The sequence below is a fragment of the Sporosarcina sp. resist genome, from assembly GCF_014302295.1.
Classification (GTDB): Bacteria; Bacillota; Bacilli; order Bacillales_A; family Planococcaceae; genus Sporosarcina; species Sporosarcina psychrophila.
Genome location: NZ_CP060287.1, coordinates 4,238,746 through 4,255,525 on the forward strand (window position 1 = coordinate 4,238,746; position 16,780 = coordinate 4,255,525).

The window sequence follows — 16,780 nt, forward strand, 5'->3', positions numbered from 1 at the left end:
GAACATATTAAGAAGTCACAATGTTTTTCGGTTCTTCTTAATCCTTAAGATAATGCCCCTGCCGATATTTTACAAAGGCATTTTTTCAGTATCTGTTTCATTACATCCATTTTATCTGAAACTTAGATCCACCATACATATACTGTAGCAATAACTGATCATCCTCATTGATTCGTCCAATCACATTAACCTTTTCATCGGCTGGGAGATCTCGTTTTGCAATTTGAATCTCTCCCTGATAGCGTTCATACTTTTCGTTATCTACGGTAATCGTACCATGTGGCCTTTCTACCGTATTGAATGCTTTAACGGGACGGGTGCCAATTAGCCCGTATTCTCTTGATTCCATCGATCGGATGCAATCCCGTGCAGCGTCTAAACGATTTGTCTGTACGGCTCCCACTATTTCAAGCAGAGATTTGTCGTGGATTGCCTGTTCAGCTCGCAATAAAAAAATCCCTTGTTTATAAGAAGCAAATTGCTCTAGCAATTGTTCAGTCAGTGTAAGATCACCGACCAAGACCTTGTCCACACAGCTATTTTCAATTAAGTCCAGAAAGGCGGAAAATGGTGAGATACTTCGATGGTCTTCCAATGTCGGCAATCTTTCATACAGCGGTCCGCGCAATGATCCATCTCCTGGAATGAAGGCCATCACTGTGACCCCTTCCTGTTTCAGCCACTCATTCACCTTGCGAAATTCATCACGATCGAGTCCTGTTTCGGGTCGCGGATAAAAGTTATGCCACGCCTCAATAGATTCCGTGTGTAACCCTGCCTGTTTCATTTTTTCCAGACTATCCTCGGTCAGCGTGCTTGCATTCAGTGCAATTTTCATTTTCTTAGACAACCTGACAATTGTGGCTTCTGAAATACCATAGTCCACCCGTAAACCCGTTAGCCCCCACTCGAGGAGACCTTCTGCATTTTCCCATGTGAAACCAAGATGTCCAAGTGACTTTGGCGAAATATCTGCCATTAACTCCATATTATATTGTTTCGCTGCTGCCCCTAGCTTTTGAAGACGTTCTTTATAAAGCTGCGGATCCTCCTCGGGGATATGAAGCGATGTGAAAATAGAAGTAAAACCGATTTCTCTTACCTTTTTAAGATAAAATTCAAATTCCTCATTCAAATCATTTCCTAGATAAACGGAAATTCCAAGCATGCAATCAGCTCCTTTGTAAGTTTAAGAAAAGCGCAAGACGCCGCATTAGACGTGCCTTGAGCTAGATCTTTCATTTCATCAAAAAAAGGAGGCAAGCCCCCCTTTTTTAAATACCGTCCGCCATTTCTTCCTTGAATCCAAACAAGTACGTGAATAGGAATCCGAATATATAAGCAATTAATAGACCTAAGAAATAAAACAAGAACTTATTGTCTGCAATAAGTGGTATTAACGAAATACCAGATACGCCGATACCAGATGCAGCTACTTTCATGACTGCCTGGAAGGCGCCGCCGACTGCTGCACCCATACAAGCAGTAAGGAATGGGCGGCCTAGGGGAAGCGTGACCCCGTAAAGTAGTGGTTCTCCGATTCCTAGGAAGCCTACTGGTAGCGCCCCTTTAATTATATTACGCAATCTTTTGTTTTTAGTTTTCACAAATATTGCGATGGCTGCACCAACTTGACCTGCACCTGCCATTGCCAATATTGGTAATAAAGCCGTGTAGCCAACAGAATTGATCAACTCTAGATGAATGGGCGTCAAACCATGATGAAGTCCGACCATAACTAGCGGCAGGAAGAAACCTGCAAGAACCGCACCTGCAACAACACCACCGACATCCAAGATGACATTGATTCCGGAAGTAATACCATCAGATAGAACACCAGCAACTGGTACTACTGCATAGAGTGAAAAGAAACCTACTGTTAATACTGTAATTAAAGGAGTAACTATAATATCAATCGAATCATGCATAACAGATCGAACACGCTTTTCAACCCAAGTCATTAACCAAGCCGCAAAGATGACTCCAAATAATCCACCTCGACCTACCACTAATGCCTCACCGTAAATTGTAATATCTGCAAGCGCAGGATTGAACAAAAATGCTCCAGCAATTGCACCAAGTACTGGTGTGCCCCCAAACTCCTTAGCTGTATTCCAACCCACCAAAATCGCAAGATACATAAAAATGCCGCTTCCAAGTAGAAGAAGAATTTGCATCCATGTTACCGTCGGATCCACACCCGCGTTTTTCGCGAAGTTTGCGCCTCCGTTAATTAGACCTGATGCAACAAGACCTGGGATTAGTGGAATGAAGATACTACCAATTCGGCGAAGTAGCATTTTTATTGGTGTTTTATTCTTCTCCTTCAGATTGGCTTGATTTCTTGCTGCTTTTTCGCTAAAGGTTAAATCATTTTCATCTAGGGCTGCCTCTTCCCCAATTGACAGCCCCGTGACTTTGCTCATTTCTGCAGCAACTTTATTGACCGTCCCCGGCCCCACTACGATTTGCAAAGTATCATCTTCAATAACACCCATTACGCCATCGACTTTTTTCAACGTGTCAATATTCGCCTTACTATCATCTTTTAATACTAAGCGCAAACGAGTCATACAGTGGGATAACCGCTGGATATTTTCCTTACCGCCGATATTTGCAAAAATATCTTTGGCCATACGCTCTTCCTTTTTCATTCCAATCCCCCCATTTCACTATTTATATAGACTTTCGGACAAAGCCGCCTGTTTGTTCCAATTTTTCAACCGCTTCTTCATAAGTACTTTGCAGTAAAATCATGACTATAGCGGTTTTCACCTGTTGCTGGGCTTTTTCGTAATAGTTCTCAGCGGTCTCATAGTCAACTTGAGTGGCTTCCATAATGATTCTTTTGGAGCGCTCTGTTAACTTTTCATTAGTAGATTGGACATCGACCATAAGATTTTCATATACTTTCCCAATTCCAATCATGGATGCCGTAGAAATCATATTTAGCACTAACTTTTGGGCTGTTCCCGCTTTTAATCTCGTTGACCCTGTTAAAATTTCAGGACCAGTCTCTACTTCAATTACCATTTCGGCATGCTTGCTTATTTCAGCGCCTTTATTACATGAAATTGCTACCGTTTTAGCTCCTTTTTCACGTGCGTAATCTAAAGCACCTATTACATATGGAGTTCTACCGCTCGCGGCTATCCCAATGACAGTATCCTTATCGCAAACTGAAGCAGATTCCATATCTAGTGCCCCCATATTTACACTGTCTTCGGCACCCTCAACCGCAGTTGTAAACGCTTCCATTCCTCCAGCAATGAAACCTCGAACCATTTCAGGAGAAACCCCAAACGTCGGGACACATTCAACAGCGTCAAGAATCCCCAATCTTCCGCTCGTTCCCGCTCCAGCATATATGAGTCGGCCTCCTGTTTGGAACGATTGGACAACAGATTCAACAACTTTTTCAATATGATCTAGCTCGTTTTTGATGGTAGTAGGAACTGAACTATCCTCTCGATTCATCGCTTCTAGAATTCCCCTTACAGACATTTCATCAAGTTGCATCGTCTTGCTATTTCTCTTTTCTGTAGCTAATTTTTCAAGCATTCTATCGCCCCTCTTAAACTAATACTTTATAATCCAATTGTACCCACAAGAAACTATATGTCAAGATTATTCGAATTATTACTGAATCTTAATTTCATAAGAGAATAAAAAAAGGAAACCCTTATTCGGTTCCCTCATCTCCGTAATTTCTCCATCTCACTTCTTGCTTCCTGATATTGTTTGATTACCTTTTCTCCGACATGATGAAAAATGCTCATATATAAGGTATCAATGACCGTCAGCTGCGTCATTCTGGAAGGTATGCTTCCAATTCTAAAATCCTGTTCCACATTCGGGGTACAAAGTCTGATATCCGCTGTTCTGTATAAGGGTGACTTATCCAGATTCGTAATTGCGATTACAATTGCCCCTTTCTTTTGAGCGAACTGGGCAAGTTCCAATACATCCCTCGTCTTTCCCGATGTACTGATGGCAACAAAAATATCATTTTTAGTTAAATAAGGAATAACCGTAAGCATGTAATGAAAATCCAAAGAGGTAATAGATTGATACCCTAGCCTTGTAAATTTATAGTGTGCATCAAGTGCTGCAGTAGATGATCCGCCAACACCAAAGAAAACAATTTTTTTCGCGTCTTTTATGGCATCTACTGCTTTCAATAACTCCTTCTTATCCATTGAGTCCGTGCAAGATTCAATTGCGAGTTTATTTACCTGTATAACCTTTTGAAATGAGTCGTAGGGGGTATCCTTCTTCTGTAATATCGAAAAATCCGTCAAATTCATTTCTGTTAACGTTAAATCCTTAACAAGCGCAAGTTTAAATGACTTGAAGCTACCCATTCCAATCGATTTGCAAAAGCGGATCACACTTGCCTCGCTTACACCTATCTTTTTTGACAGCTCTTTTGTCGTCATATTGGGAATTAACTCCGAATGCAAAATTATGTATTCACCCACTTTTTTTTCAGCAGCAGATAAAATAGCCAAGCTTTGTTTAATTTTATCGATTAATGATTTCATTTCCACACCTCCAACACCTTTAGTATATACGACACCAGGATTGTTGAACACTTCGCGGGATTGGTTGGAGGCTTTCCGGTTTGCCGCCCGCTTCCTTCAGATTCCGAACGCACCAAAAAGCGACCTCTTTTCAAAAAGAGGTCGCTCGATTACTTATTTATATAACAGATACTTCTCACGAACGTGAGTAAATTTGTCTAGACCAGCCTGCCATGCTTTTTTCATTTCCTCGACAGACTTGCCTGCTACAATATCGGCACGGATGGAGCCATTACCGACAAGTTTATCAAAGAAGGTAATTCCATCGCTACCCGGCGCTGTAAACTCAAAATCGTTTGGATACATATCATGAATGGTTTTCACAATATATAACCCCGTTTCAAACGGCTTATACACGTTTCGATTCGTGATATGGATTTGAATTCCATGGCTCAACTTATTCGCTTGCTTTGAGAATGTCGGCGTAAACGAAGCCGCTCTGAAGGTGACCCCAGGCAATTTGTAAGAATTCAACTTCGCCGCCAAATTCGTGCTGTTGATGAACGGAGCACCGATTAGTTCAAACGGCTTAGTCGTTCCTCTTCCTTCTGAAATATTCGTTCCTTCAATTAATGCTGCACCTGGGTAGACAAGAGCCGAATCCAAGGTTGGCATATTTGGTGATGGTAAGACGAATTCCAAAGGCGTTTCATCATAATACATACTGCGCTTCCAGCCTTCCATTTTCACGACCGTTAAATTGGCTCCAATCTTGAATTCTTTATTGAAAAGTTGTGCTAATTCCCCAACCGTCATCCCATGGCGCACAGGAATCGGGTACTCGCCCACAAACGAGGAGTACTTATTCTCGAGAACAGGACCTTCTACTTTTGTTCCGCTAATCGGATTCGGACGGTCAAGAATGATAATCGGAATATTGTTCTCCTTTGCCGCTTCCATCGCTAGAGCCATTGTATAAATATACGTGTAAAATCGTGCCCCTACATCCTGAATATCGAATATCAGCACATCGACATTTTTCAGCATTTCAGGTGTTGGCTTTTTCGTGGCCCCATAAAGGCTATATACGGGAACCCCTGTTTTTTCATCAATATATTTTTCAACATATTGCCCGGCCTGCGCATCCCCACGAACACCATGCTCAGGACCATAAAGAGCTGTAAGTTGCACATTAGGATTAGTGTGAAGCAAATCTACGATACTCGTAACGCTTTTATCTACTCCCGTTGGATTGGTGATCAAACCGACTCGCTTCCCCTTGATCAATTCAATGCGATCCTGCAATAAAACCTCCACACCCAAGCGAAACTTCTTGTCCTTCTTATCTTTATCATTCTTGGCAGAAACTGCAGAAAAAGTGGATAGTACTAGAACGAGCGCAAGTATCCCTGTAAGCCATTTCTTCATAAAAACGCCTCCCTCTTCCATGTAATATATAAACAACCGAAACTTTTTCCATCAAAAAACCTAGATTAGTACCCTAAACCATGTCCAAACTTGTATAGAACGTCACCATCTTGATCGTAAATGGTAACTGGAAGCTTACCTGTCGGGTTATTTAGCCCAAAAATCGTGTTAACTGAGGCTTCATAGCTTGCTGGTCTGAATCCATACTGGACAAGATAAGCATCTACTTTCGGGTAGGACATAATATCATACGGATTTCGGATTCCGATACCAATGACTGGTACATCGGTTTGTTCGATCAGTTGATTTGCCAGCCTCATTAAATTATTACTTGGCTCTCTCCCGCTCACTGTGGAGGTATTGGTTCCTAAAATGATATAATCTGCCGTTTTTGCTTGCGTCAATTGTGATTCTGTAAGGAGTGTTTCAGTAGTTAAAACCGTTACATTTTCATGATGCTTTTGAACCTCCCCGGCAAGGAGATCAGCACTTGAACCAACCACAACAATCTTATCTTTTGTTCCCGCTTTAAGTGGAAGAGCAGCATTGTTTTTTACAAGTGCAATTGATTTAGCCGCTGCTTCGCTTTCTACTGCTTTATGTTCAGATGAGCCTACTACTTGTATGGCATTAGCAATTTTCTCATCTAAACTTTTTTCAACCTCAGCCTTCACGATTCCTCTATTTAACTTCAGCGTTAGAATCCGTTCGACGGACTGTTCGATTCTTTTAGTTGAAATTTCTCCCTTGTTAACCGCATCATAAAGGCCATTGGCGACTGCCTCAAGACCTACAGGCATTAAAACTATATCTGTTCCTGCTTTTACAGAGCGGATGGCTGCATCAACTGCACCAAAATGCTCAACAATCGCCCCCATATTCATCGCATCTGTAACAATAACTCCCTTAAAGCTCATTTGCTCACGCATCAAACCTGTTAATACTTTTTGTGAAAGCGTAGCTGGAAGGGCAATTTCTTTTCCATCTTTTTTCGAAATGACTTTTGTATCATCAATTTTCGGGAAGGTCACATGTGCCGTCATAACTGCATCAATACCAGCATTCATTGCCTGCTGGAACGGATATAATTCTACCTTTTTCAGACGATTGATATCGTGTGGTACTTCTGGAAGGCCTAAATGGGAATCAACTGCCGTATCACCGTGACCCGGAAAATGCTTGGCAGTTGCAGCTGTTCCACTTTCCTGAAGTCCTTTAATATAGGCATTTCCCAATTTCCCCACTAACTCAGGCTCCTCCCCAAAGGAACGAACTCCGATGACAGGATTATCAGGATTATTGTTTACATCCAGTGAAGGTCCAAAATTCATATTAATACCAAGGGCGTTAAGCTCTTCACCAATGGCCATACCAACCTTTTTTGCCATCTCTTCAGATCGCGTCGCTCCTAGCGCCATGTTCCCAGGAAAATCCGTACCAGTCTGAAGACGTGTTACAATCCCACCTTCTTGATCAATTGAAATCAGAAGTCCGTATTTTTCTGATGCTTCCTGGTAAGCACTGACTAGCTTCGTCGTTTGCTCAGCAGTCACTGTATTTTCGCGAAATAATATCACGCCGCCCAAATGGTAATCTTTAACTAGCTGGGCAATTTCAGCATTCATTTCCGTAACATTTTTACCCTTCCAGGTTCTAAAATCAGGCATCAGCATTTGTCCGATTTTTTCTTTCATCGTCATCTGCTTGATCGCCTGTCCGATAAGTTCATAGCGAACACCTTTTTCTTTTTCAACAATAATCTGACCTTGATTTCCTTTGTATTGAATGGAGATCCGGTCAATGAATTTGCCATTGCTTACAGAGATAAACGTTTTTCCATTGTGACCAGATAGACTAACTTCTCCGCCTTGATTAACAGAGGCCACATTTTTGTTAGAAGACTCCCAGGTTACATTCTCTGATGCTAGGGTAAAGTGGCCATCCTCATAGACATATAGACCATTTAAATCAAGTTTGTTATTCTTCACATCTCTTTTGACTTGCGGTACGTTGAGGTCGATCACTAAATCCTTGATTCCCGAAGCAGCCGATGCCCCCGCGAGAGGAATCCCCGTTAACACTAAAGCAAATGCAATAATTGAGATGATACATTTCTTGACTAATTTACTCATACTTTGCCTCCCTTTTCATTTAGGAGATGCCGCCCGGTGTCAGCAACTGGCACCGAAAACTCCCCCGCCCAGTTTATATAGGCATTCATTTGCTTAACATATATACAATATTAATGGTCACGCAGCTGCCATTCATTATTAGTGAAAGTAAGCTTGCTCTTTGAATTGAGCAACGGATCTAGAATATACAAGCCACGGCCATTCACCGAAGAATCGGTACGATAGACGAAGCGTAGTTTCGAAGCTTCCTTTGGGATGGTGAGCTTTTGATCAACCCAGCCATTGCTTGTACCAGTGAATGAGGCGATCTTTTCCCATACGCCATCAGTATATATTTCTACAAAGCCAAAATCAGACTCATTCTCAAGCATATGCCATGTACGAAAAGTAAGTTTGGCGTCCTTTTCTAATGCAAGATCAGCTTCCATTACACGGTTCATATTGTCTCCGTAGCCTGCAAACCATGCTGAATTCTTACCAGGAATGGAGACCGGAATCGCATCCGCTACCTGTCTAACGAACAGTCTCCGCGTTTGATTTGTCGATACAGTCGTTCGACTAGGATGCACGCGATTGGTCAGTAAAATCGCAACCGTTTTGTTGTTCGGGCTAACCACAATCGATGTTCCCGTATAACCAGTATGGCCAAAGGAGTATGTCCCCTCTGAAAGTGCATCCATATACCATCCCTGTCCTAGCTCCCAGCCAAGACCATGGTCATTCCCAGGGAACGCTGCATTCTCATTTTGAAGTAAGAGTTGGACCGTTTCAGGCTTAAGCATTGTTTTTCCGCCATATTTTCCGTTATTCAGGAAAACGTGGGCAAGCATGGCAAGATCCTTCGCAGTTGAGAACACACCTGCATGTCCCGCAACACCATCCAGTGACCAGGCATTCTCATCATGAACCTCTCCCCAAACAAGGCCCCTGTCTGGTATTGACTGAAATTCGGTTGCTGCAATTCGATTTTTTAAGAAAGCTGGAGGATTATACATCGTATCTTTCATCCCCATTGGTCCAGTGATGTGCGTCTTGACAAACTCATCTTGACGAGTCCCTGACAATCGCTCGATTAGCACACCTAATGTGATCATGTTTAAATCGCTGTAAGTGTAAGTCGTACCAGGGGCATTGGCTAACGGTTGGCTTAACACCGACTGCAGCCGCTCATCTCTCGAATTCCCCTTTGAATATAAAGGAATCCACGCAACAAACCCCGAGGTGTGTGTCAACAATTGGCGAATCGTTACGTTTTCCTTCCCATTTGCAGCAAATTCCGGAATATGTTTAGCAACTGGGTCATCTAGTTCGAATAAACCTTTTTCAAAAAGCATCATCACGGACGTAGCAGTGAAGATCTTACTGATGGACGCTAAATCAAAGATTGTGTCCGTCTGCATTGGGATTGGACTTTCCATTTCTGTACGCGAGTCATCTGTGTACTGAGCTGAAAAACCGTAAGCATCATGCTTCACAATTTTCCCGCCTCTCGCCACGATGGCAACAGCGCCGGGCATTACTTTTTCCGTGATGGCCTGATTCATAATCTGATCAATTTGTTGGAGTGGAGTTTCCACCATACCTGCTCCTCGTGCCGAGCCGGGGTGAAGTGTGTTAGAAATCGGGATGATGGTTGAATTCCATGTGAATACTGGATGCGGTTTCTGGGATGAAGTAGCGTGCTTCTCTTGCTTTTCAATCGATGGTAAATGAGGTGAATCACCGCTGGCAAAAACAGGCGATGCTCCCAACAAAATCGTACAAACAGTGGTGATCATAAACGTTTTTTTCATATCTTCCTCCTTTAACAAACAAATTTTAGGTCGTCCATCTAATAAATAAAAGTAGTTAGGTGGAAACGCTTACAACCTATAGTTAAAGCATATCTAAAATGATGTCCAGTCGTCTAGACCACTAAAGCCTTATAACCAACTTTTCCCATGACGATTGTAGGATGTCATTAGCATCGTTTTTTGAAATTTCTAAATAAGTATGCGTATTATTTTCAAATTGCAAGTTTATTAAATCGTCAGGCCACTACCATTGTAAATCGTTATTACACTCTCTTTCTTTACAACCTCCTCCCTATACCCCCACTACTTCGTATAAGGTTGGTTGGACACTCCATCGCGTTTGTTGGACGCTTCGATAGTTTGGTTGCACGCTTTCCGGTTGGTTGGACACTTCACGGAATTGGTTGGAGGCTTCGCCGATTTGGTTGGACACTCCACAGCGTTTGTTGGACGCTTCGATAGTTTGGTTAGACACTTTCTAGTTTGTTGGACACTTCACGGAATTGGTTGGACGCTTCACCGATTTGGTTGGACACTTCGATAGTTTGGTTGCACGCTTTCCAGTTTGTTGGACATTTCACGAAATTGGTTGGAGGCTTCGCCGCGTTCGTTGGACACTTCGATAGTTTGGTTTGACACTCCCCCGATTCCTCGGACACCTCAACAATCACATCCAATTTCCCAACTAACCAACTAGTACCATTTCCGTTAAGTACTAGAAGTCCAGCTTAACTCTATAATTAGTTCATATATTGAGTTATCATTCTAAATAGGATTATGCTATAGTTTCTTTGTGTATTAAAATCCATATTATTGCCATATAAGTTTAACTATTGGAGGGAATTACATCAAAATGAGCAATTTACGAAGAAAGATATATGCGGCTACTGTTTCTGTGGCAGTTGTCTTGGGAGTGATTGTTACTGCAGTACCTGTCACTACTGATGCGGCTGGTACTTCATTTACAGATGTAAAACCGACTCTTGATCATTATGATCCGATTATGAATCTTGCTGGGCGTGGAATTGTCAAAGGCTATTCAGATGGTACATATCGTCCGGACAATGAGCTTACGCGTGGTCAAACTTCGAAAATCCTTGCGCTCGCATTGAAGCTGGATACGAGAAACGTCAGAAATCCGGGCTTTAAAGACCTCTACAACAAGAATGGCTTCTATAAATATGTAGCAGCACTTGAAAATGCAGGACTCATTTCAGGATTCGAAGACAACACTTTCAAACCTAATGCATCCATGACGCGTGCCCATATGGCGAAAGCAATCGATCTCGGATTCAAACTCGAAGGTAAATCTACCGTAAATCCATTCAGAGATGTAAGTAATTCTGCGTGGTACGTGGATCATGTCAAGGCACTCGTCACTAACAAGGTGACGAAAGGAAAGACGCCAACAACTTTCGATCCGAATGCTAGCATCACACGTGCCCAAATGGCGTCATTCGTTGTACGTACCGAGAATATCAAAGTCGCATCTAATCCAATCGAAAAGGCGCGTGCTGAAATTAGAAAAGTCGTTACGCAAAATGGTGTCATTGAAGTAGGCGTTAAAAAAGTTGCTGAATCAAGGTTTAATAGCAGGACAAATACAGTAACGATGACTGCCTATGATATTGACGAAGGGCTAAAAGGTATTACGGGAATCGGTGTTTTCTCTAGTAAATTACGAGCGCTCGGCGTGAAAAAAATTAGCATAGGTAATGCTAAAGCTGTCGACCTCTCGCGACCCACTGCAAAAGATACGTTGAAAGAAGACTTCTTGGCCCTCTTGAAACCAAGTACTAAACCTTCAACGGACAGCGATGTATCTGCAGAGGACGTCCAAGTTACACTTTACGCTGACAAAAACGACATTCAATTCCGAGAAACTTTTAACGTTAACTTCCATGTGTTTGTACCAAGTACTAATTGACAGTCTCCCTATCCAATCCGGATGGGGGGCTTTTTCTTTATTAATGAAAAGAAGTGCAGACCGATTGAGGTCTACACTTCTTTTTGTTGTTCATCTCAATGAATCGGCGCTTTAAACTGTCCGCCGTGTGCTTCTTGCGTGTTCATGATTGTTAAAAATGCATTTGCATCGACTTCATGTACGATTTGTTTTAATTTACTTATTTCTAGACGCGTGACAACTACATAAATGACATCTTTGTCACTATTGTTATAGCCGCCGCTTCCCTTAAGGTTCGTAATGCTTCTACCGAGACGTTCATTAATGGCAATACCGAGTTCCTCGTATTCATCCGACACGATAATCACCGCTTTTGTTTCATCCAAACCTTGGATAACGGCATCGATTGTTTTTGAAGCGATATAATACGTCAAAATCGAATACATGGCTTGCTCCCAGCCGAGTACAAAGCCTGCCCAGCCGAAAATGAAGATATTGAAAAACATCACAAATTCGCCGACAGAGAACGGAATCTTTTTAGTCAATAAAATACCAAGTATCTCAGTCCCATCTAAAGCACCGCCATTACGAATGACAAGCCCAACGCCCGCTCCTAACAGTAGCCCTCCGAAGACAGTCGCAAGAAGCGGATCCGTCACAAAAGGGTCAACCGCCTTAAGTGGAATTTCCACAAGCGCAAGTACAACGATTGCAAAAGAGGAAGATATGAAAAAGTTCTTCCCGATATACTTATAGCCAAAGAAAAGGAATGGCAAGTTGATCAGCAGTATGAGTAAACCGAATGGGATACCCGTTAAAAAAGTTAGAATTAGTGAAATCCCGATGATTCCACCATCTATAATAGAGTTTGGAACAAGAAATAGTTCAATTGCTACGGCCGCCATAGTCGCCCCTATCATAATGAATAGATAACGGAATATAAAATGTGTACGTGTTTCTTTTTTGTGCTGTTTTTTCATAAGTGAAATACAGTCCTTCAACATTAAATTATTTTGTAATACTATTATCCCTCTTTCTGCATTCCATGTAAATAATAAAAGATCAGCTCGGAGCAAAATAATAATTTGCACGATTTCTTTGCTTTTGTCACCGCTTATTCGGCAGTTTTCAATTTGACTGGGTGACTGTCACCGACAATAAGATATAAGCGCATACGTATAGAAGAGGATGAAGTTTTATTGAATGAACTGCCTAGCAAACTGCCCAAAACAACTTTAGAGTAAATCACGAAACAATAAGGTATGCTAAAGGAATAATTTCCTGATTTATTGCACATTTAAAAATCCACATGAAGTGGCTCTAGTACTACAGTTACTATAAATTTGCATGATAACCCAAATTTAAATAGAAGGAATGATTGTATGTTGAATTTGAAACTGGAACCAAAAGTCCTTGACGTATTAAAAGATAAAATACAAATGATCCCCACAGATGAAGGCGCCATCTACTTGGTCGGACCAATCCAACTCCCTGTCAATCTGCATGGAGAAACAGTTGTTTTTCAATGGTATTGCTGGCTTAGCCGTTGCCAAGTAACGGACAATTACTTAGAAATTATCGAACAGTTGTCATCTGCGAATTTGGCGGAGTACCAACAGTCAAGCGTGCTCGTCTACGGAGATTTCGAACATGCGGATGATGCGCTAATTCGCATGCATTCAATTTGCCATACTGGCGATATATTTGGTAGTAAAAGATGCGATTGCGGCTATCAGCTCAAGCAATCGATGCAGAATATTGCGGACCATGGGACGGGTGCGCTGTTTTATTTAGCGAATCATGAAGGGCGCGGCATCGGTTTATTCAGCAAAGCGATGGCCTATGTGCTGCAGGAAAATGGCTATGATACAGTGGAAGCAAACGAAAGCCTTGGATTTGTCGACGACTCCAGAAATTATGATGATGCGATTCAGGTACTCAAGACGCTACGGACAAAACCTGTTAAGCTCATGACAAATAATCCAAAGAAACTGGATGCACTGAAAAATGCTGGGCTCCCTGTATCCGGAAGAGAACCTTTATGGGGCGATAAATCAGAGTTCAATGAAAGTTATTTGCAGACAAAGATTGATCGTTCAGGCCATTTAGATGAAAAAGGAACTCAGCCAAATGACTAACCATGAATTTTACATGAATTTAGCCCTAAGCAATGCGCGCGCGATGAAAGGACAGACAGATCCAAATCCACTCGTCGGTTCGGTTATTGTCAATGACAATCGAGTGGTTGGCATCGGGACCCATTTAAAGGCTGGAGAACCGCATGCTGAAATACACGCCATTCGGATGGCTGGTGATAGGGCAAAAGGCGGCACGATTTATGTGACCCTTGAGCCATGCTCACATTACGGGCGAACGGGTCCTTGTGCACTGGCCATTGTTGAAGCCGGGATTAACAAAGTTGTTATCGCCACGCTTGACCCGAATCCTGTCGTTGCCGGTAACGGTGTCAAGATTTTGGAAGATGCCGGAATCGAGGTCATCGTTGGCGTAATGGAAGAGGAATCTCGTCAGATGAATGAAGTATTTAACAAGTTCATCGTCGAACAAAAGCCTTTCATGACGATGAAAGCAGGAAGCACATTGGACGGAAAAATCGCAACACACACTGCCGACAGTAAGTGGATTACATCCGCCGAAGCTAGGCATGACGGGCATATACTGCGCAATGAAAATATGGCTATTTTAGTTGGCGTCAATACAGTAATTGAGGATGATCCCGAATTAACTACACGGATCCCTAATGGAAGGAATCCGATTCGCGTCATTTTAGATTCCACATTGCGAATTCCACTGGATTCAAAGATCGTAACCGACGGACAGGCACCCACTTGGATTTTTACTGCACAAGAGGTTGACCAACTAGCTAAACAGAAGCTAGAAGAACAAGGAATTTTAATCTTCCCAACTTCCGGAGTGAAACAGGTGAACCCAAATGACGTCGTCCGCATTCTCGGTGAAAAGCTTATCTCCTCTGTCTTAATTGAAGGAGGCGGCTCCATTCACGCTGCTTTCCTTGAAAATCGACTCGTCGACAAAGTTGAAATTTACATCGCACCCAAATTAGTCGGTGGCACTCATGCACCAACATTTCTTGAAGGTACAGGCGTGGAATTAATGCGTGATGCTGTAGACTTAGCAGATCTCCAGATTACCCCCGTCGGCAAAGATTTCAAGTTCACTGGCTATCCACGGTATACCGCAAATGAATAGAGGTTATGGAAAATGAAATTCGGTTTTGACATAGATGATACGTTGATTAATTTAAGGGAACATGCTTTTCAACTTTACAACACGAAGTTGAATCGGACAGTGGCGGTAGATCTCTTCCACGCACTGGATAAGGTTGAAATTCATGAGCTTTTTGACATGACTGCTGAACAAGGCAGTCAAATGTGGAATCGTTCATTGGAAGAAATCTATTTCACATCCTGTCCTCCCTATCCAGATGCAGTGGAAACCTTACAAAGGCTGGATAAAGAAGGTCATGAAATTTATTATATTACGGCGAGACCCGACGTTCATGGCAAGCGTACAATCGAGTGGATGATTGAAAATGGGTTTCCTGTTAACAAAGACAGGTTTTATTACGGCATGAAAGATGAAGACAAAGTCAACATCATCAAGGATTTAAACCTAGACTATTATTTCGATGACAAGCCTGCGGTTCTTGAGACGTTGAGGAATCAACCCCTTAAATTGTTCGCCAAAAGCCAGTCGTATAATCGACATCTGGATCTCCCACGAATAACCGACTGGTCTGAGCTGTACGAGTTGTTGATTGGTGAGAAGAAATAGGGATCGTTTTAGGTGTTAGACATAGAGAAATCCAGCCATTTATGAACTTGGCTGGATTTTTTTTGTTGTTCAATTGGTGCCGCCGTTTCCGGTTCAGTTGTTAGCTCAGGTTTCGTTTCTATATTCGATTCAGATGGCAACACTGTTGGTGTCCCCCAATTCCCCCAATCGTGGAGAGTCGGATGAAGTGTATGATTGGTTGACGGGATATATGATCGGTAGCGCGGCGGTTTTGATCGCTTGGCAGGGTATATGATCGACAGACGGGCGGTTTTGATCGGTGAGTGGGATATATAATCGGCAGCCCGCCAGTTATGATCGCTTGGCAGGATATATGATCGGTAGCAGGGCGGTTATGATTGGTGAGAAGAAATAGGGATAGTTTTAGGTGATAAACATACAGAAATCCAGCCAATCACGTACTTGGCTGGATTTTTGTCGTCCAATAAAGCTTGATTGCCTCTGATTTGCAGGGATTCATTGTCACTAACCCGCGCCTGCAAGTTATTCTGAAGTCGGCTCCGTTATTGGCGCTGTTTCCGGTTCAGATGCTGGCTCGGGTTTCGGTTCTGTATCCGATTCAGATGGCAACACTGGTTGTGTCTCCAATTCAGGTTCTGGCGTTGGCTCCGGTTTCACTTCTGCCCCCGGCTCTGGAGCTGGTTCCGGTTTTACTCCTGGTTTTGGTGTTGGATTGATTGGAGCCGCTGGGTTTTCCAAGTCTTCGATGGCTTGCTTATGTTCTGCATCCAACTCGGCAATAATCGCCTCTTTTTCTTTAGTGAGGTCGATTTCTATATTCGCTTTTAAATTAGCTGCAAATTCCTGCAATTCACTAGTACGGATTTGTTTTTGTTCTTCGGTGAATTTCGCCAATTCGTCTTCGGCACTTTGCTTAGCTTCTTGCAAAGCTATTTTCAACTCGCCCATAAGTTTGTCTTTTTCTACAGTAATTGCCCCGGATATTTCTTGTTCAGATGCTGTCCTCTTGGCTCCAAACCAATTTATTAATGAACTTCCGGCATCCTCGCCAGCAAATGCATTATTCATGCCGCTTCCTAGACCTATCGTTAACAGGAGAGCCCCGAGTAAGAGGCCTATCTTTTTAAAACTGAAGTTACTTTTATACCTTTTGAATTTATTCGACATAGTTGCACCTCCATTTAAAACAATAAGGACCTC

At 42.4% G+C, this 16,780-nt stretch carries 14 protein-coding genes; 4 read left to right on the top strand and 10 right to left on the bottom strand.

The features are described 5' to 3' along the window. Window positions 1-100: 100 nt before the first annotated feature. From H7992_RS20415 to H7992_RS20445, 7 genes are all read right to left on the bottom strand, one after another. Entirely contained in the window at window positions 101-1,168 is a 1,068-nt protein-coding gene (locus H7992_RS20415) for a DUF871 domain-containing protein (protein WP_187045811.1), read from the bottom strand. Window positions 1,169-1,274: 106 nt separating this feature from the next. Continuing rightward, complete coding sequence (locus H7992_RS20420) at window positions 1,275-2,654, bottom strand: PTS transporter subunit EIIC (protein WP_187045812.1); 1,380 nt, start codon at window positions 2,652-2,654, stop codon at window positions 1,275-1,277. 22 nt (window positions 2,655-2,676) lie between these two features. Then, the gene (gene murQ / locus H7992_RS20425) at window positions 2,677-3,561 is read right to left on the bottom strand and encodes an N-acetylmuramic acid 6-phosphate etherase (RefSeq protein ID WP_187045813.1); all 885 of its coding nucleotides are present in this window, start codon (window positions 3,559-3,561) and stop codon (window positions 2,677-2,679) included. A gap of 134 nt (window positions 3,562-3,695) precedes the next feature. Further along, window positions 3,696-4,544, bottom strand: coding sequence for a MurR/RpiR family transcriptional regulator (locus tag H7992_RS20430; RefSeq protein ID WP_187045814.1), 849 nt, complete (start codon window positions 4,542-4,544; stop codon window positions 3,696-3,698). A gap of 153 nt (window positions 4,545-4,697) precedes the next feature. Continuing rightward, window positions 4,698-5,951 carry an exo-beta-N-acetylmuramidase NamZ family protein gene (locus tag H7992_RS20435; RefSeq protein ID WP_187045815.1) on the bottom strand — a complete coding sequence of 418 codons (1,254 nt, stop codon included), beginning with the start codon at window positions 5,949-5,951 and terminating at the stop codon, window positions 4,698-4,700. A gap of 65 nt (window positions 5,952-6,016) precedes the next feature. Continuing rightward, a complete protein-coding gene (locus H7992_RS20440; protein ID WP_187045816.1) occupies window positions 6,017-8,083 on the bottom strand; it encodes a glycoside hydrolase family 3 protein in 2,067 nt (688 codons plus the stop codon). A gap of 110 nt (window positions 8,084-8,193) precedes the next feature. Continuing rightward, complete coding sequence (locus H7992_RS20445; protein ID WP_187045817.1) at window positions 8,194-9,876, bottom strand: serine hydrolase domain-containing protein; 1,683 nt, start codon at window positions 9,874-9,876, stop codon at window positions 8,194-8,196. Window positions 9,877-10,729: 853 nt separating this feature from the next. Here H7992_RS20445 and H7992_RS20450 point away from each other — a divergent pair. Beyond that, complete coding sequence (locus H7992_RS20450; RefSeq protein WP_187045818.1) at window positions 10,730-11,803, top strand: S-layer homology domain-containing protein; 1,074 nt, start codon at window positions 10,730-10,732, stop codon at window positions 11,801-11,803. A 95-nt stretch (window positions 11,804-11,898) separates the two neighbouring features. Here the strand turns inward: H7992_RS20450 and H7992_RS20455 are convergent, their stop codons facing one another. Then, a complete protein-coding gene (locus tag H7992_RS20455; protein WP_187045819.1) occupies window positions 11,899-12,762 on the bottom strand; it encodes a YitT family protein in 864 nt (287 codons plus the stop codon). Between the two features lie 402 nt (window positions 12,763-13,164). On the opposite strand from H7992_RS20455, the gene H7992_RS20460 reads away from it, so the two are divergent. Genes H7992_RS20460 through H7992_RS20470 form a run of 3 tightly spaced genes read left to right on the top strand, consistent with a single transcriptional unit; the run spans window position 13,165 to window position 15,598 of the window. Further along, the gene (locus tag H7992_RS20460; protein WP_187045820.1) at window positions 13,165-13,920 is read left to right on the top strand and encodes a GTP cyclohydrolase II; all 756 of its coding nucleotides are present in this window, start codon (window positions 13,165-13,167) and stop codon (window positions 13,918-13,920) included. Next, window positions 13,913-15,013, top strand: coding sequence for a bifunctional diaminohydroxyphosphoribosylaminopyrimidine deaminase/5-amino-6-(5-phosphoribosylamino)uracil reductase RibD (gene ribD, locus H7992_RS20465; protein ID WP_187045821.1), 1,101 nt, complete (start codon window positions 13,913-13,915; stop codon window positions 15,011-15,013). Before H7992_RS20460 ends, ribD begins: the two co-directional genes overlap by 8 nt. A gap of 12 nt (window positions 15,014-15,025) precedes the next feature. Continuing rightward, on the top strand, window positions 15,026-15,598 hold the full coding sequence (locus H7992_RS20470; RefSeq protein ID WP_187045822.1) for a 5' nucleotidase, NT5C type: 573 nt from the start codon (window positions 15,026-15,028) through the stop codon (window positions 15,596-15,598). 8 nt (window positions 15,599-15,606) lie between these two features. Here the strand turns inward: H7992_RS20470 and H7992_RS24890 are convergent, their stop codons facing one another. Beyond that, a complete protein-coding gene (locus H7992_RS24890) occupies window positions 15,607-15,741 on the bottom strand; it encodes a hypothetical protein (protein WP_255428504.1) in 135 nt (44 codons plus the stop codon). A gap of 361 nt (window positions 15,742-16,102) precedes the next feature. Continuing rightward, a complete protein-coding gene (locus H7992_RS20475) occupies window positions 16,103-16,747 on the bottom strand; it encodes a hypothetical protein (RefSeq protein ID WP_187045823.1) in 645 nt (214 codons plus the stop codon). Window positions 16,748-16,780 lie beyond the last annotated feature (33 nt).

Coding starts and splice junctions, on each gene's coding strand:
- H7992_RS20450 (WP_187045818.1), top strand. CDS start 10,730: ATGAGCAATTTACGAAGAAAGATATATGCGGCTACTGTTTCTGTGGCA.
- H7992_RS20460 (WP_187045820.1), top strand. CDS start 13,165: ATGTTGAATTTGAAACTGGAACCAAAAGTCCTTGACGTATTAAAAGAT.
- murQ (WP_187045813.1), bottom strand. CDS start 3,561: ATGCTTGAAAAATTAGCTACAGAAAAGAGAAATAGCAAGACGATGCAA.
- H7992_RS20420 (WP_187045812.1), bottom strand. CDS start 2,654: ATGAAAAAGGAAGAGCGTATGGCCAAAGATATTTTTGCAAATATCGGC.
- H7992_RS20470 (WP_187045822.1), top strand. CDS start 15,026: ATGAAATTCGGTTTTGACATAGATGATACGTTGATTAATTTAAGGGAA.
- H7992_RS20430 (WP_187045814.1), bottom strand. CDS start 4,544: ATGAAATCATTAATCGATAAAATTAAACAAAGCTTGGCTATTTTATCT.
- H7992_RS20440 (WP_187045816.1), bottom strand. CDS start 8,083: ATGAGTAAATTAGTCAAGAAATGTATCATCTCAATTATTGCATTTGCT.
- H7992_RS20445 (WP_187045817.1), bottom strand. CDS start 9,876: ATGAAAAAAACGTTTATGATCACCACTGTTTGTACGATTTTGTTGGGA.
- ribD (WP_187045821.1), top strand. CDS start 13,913: ATGACTAACCATGAATTTTACATGAATTTAGCCCTAAGCAATGCGCGC.
- H7992_RS20435 (WP_187045815.1), bottom strand. CDS start 5,951: ATGAAGAAATGGCTTACAGGGATACTTGCGCTCGTTCTAGTACTATCC.
- H7992_RS20475 (WP_187045823.1), bottom strand. CDS start 16,747: ATGTCGAATAAATTCAAAAGGTATAAAAGTAACTTCAGTTTTAAAAAG.
- H7992_RS20415 (WP_187045811.1), bottom strand. CDS start 1,168: ATGCTTGGAATTTCCGTTTATCTAGGAAATGATTTGAATGAGGAATTT.
- H7992_RS20455 (WP_187045819.1), bottom strand. CDS start 12,762: ATGAAAAAACAGCACAAAAAAGAAACACGTACACATTTTATATTCCGT.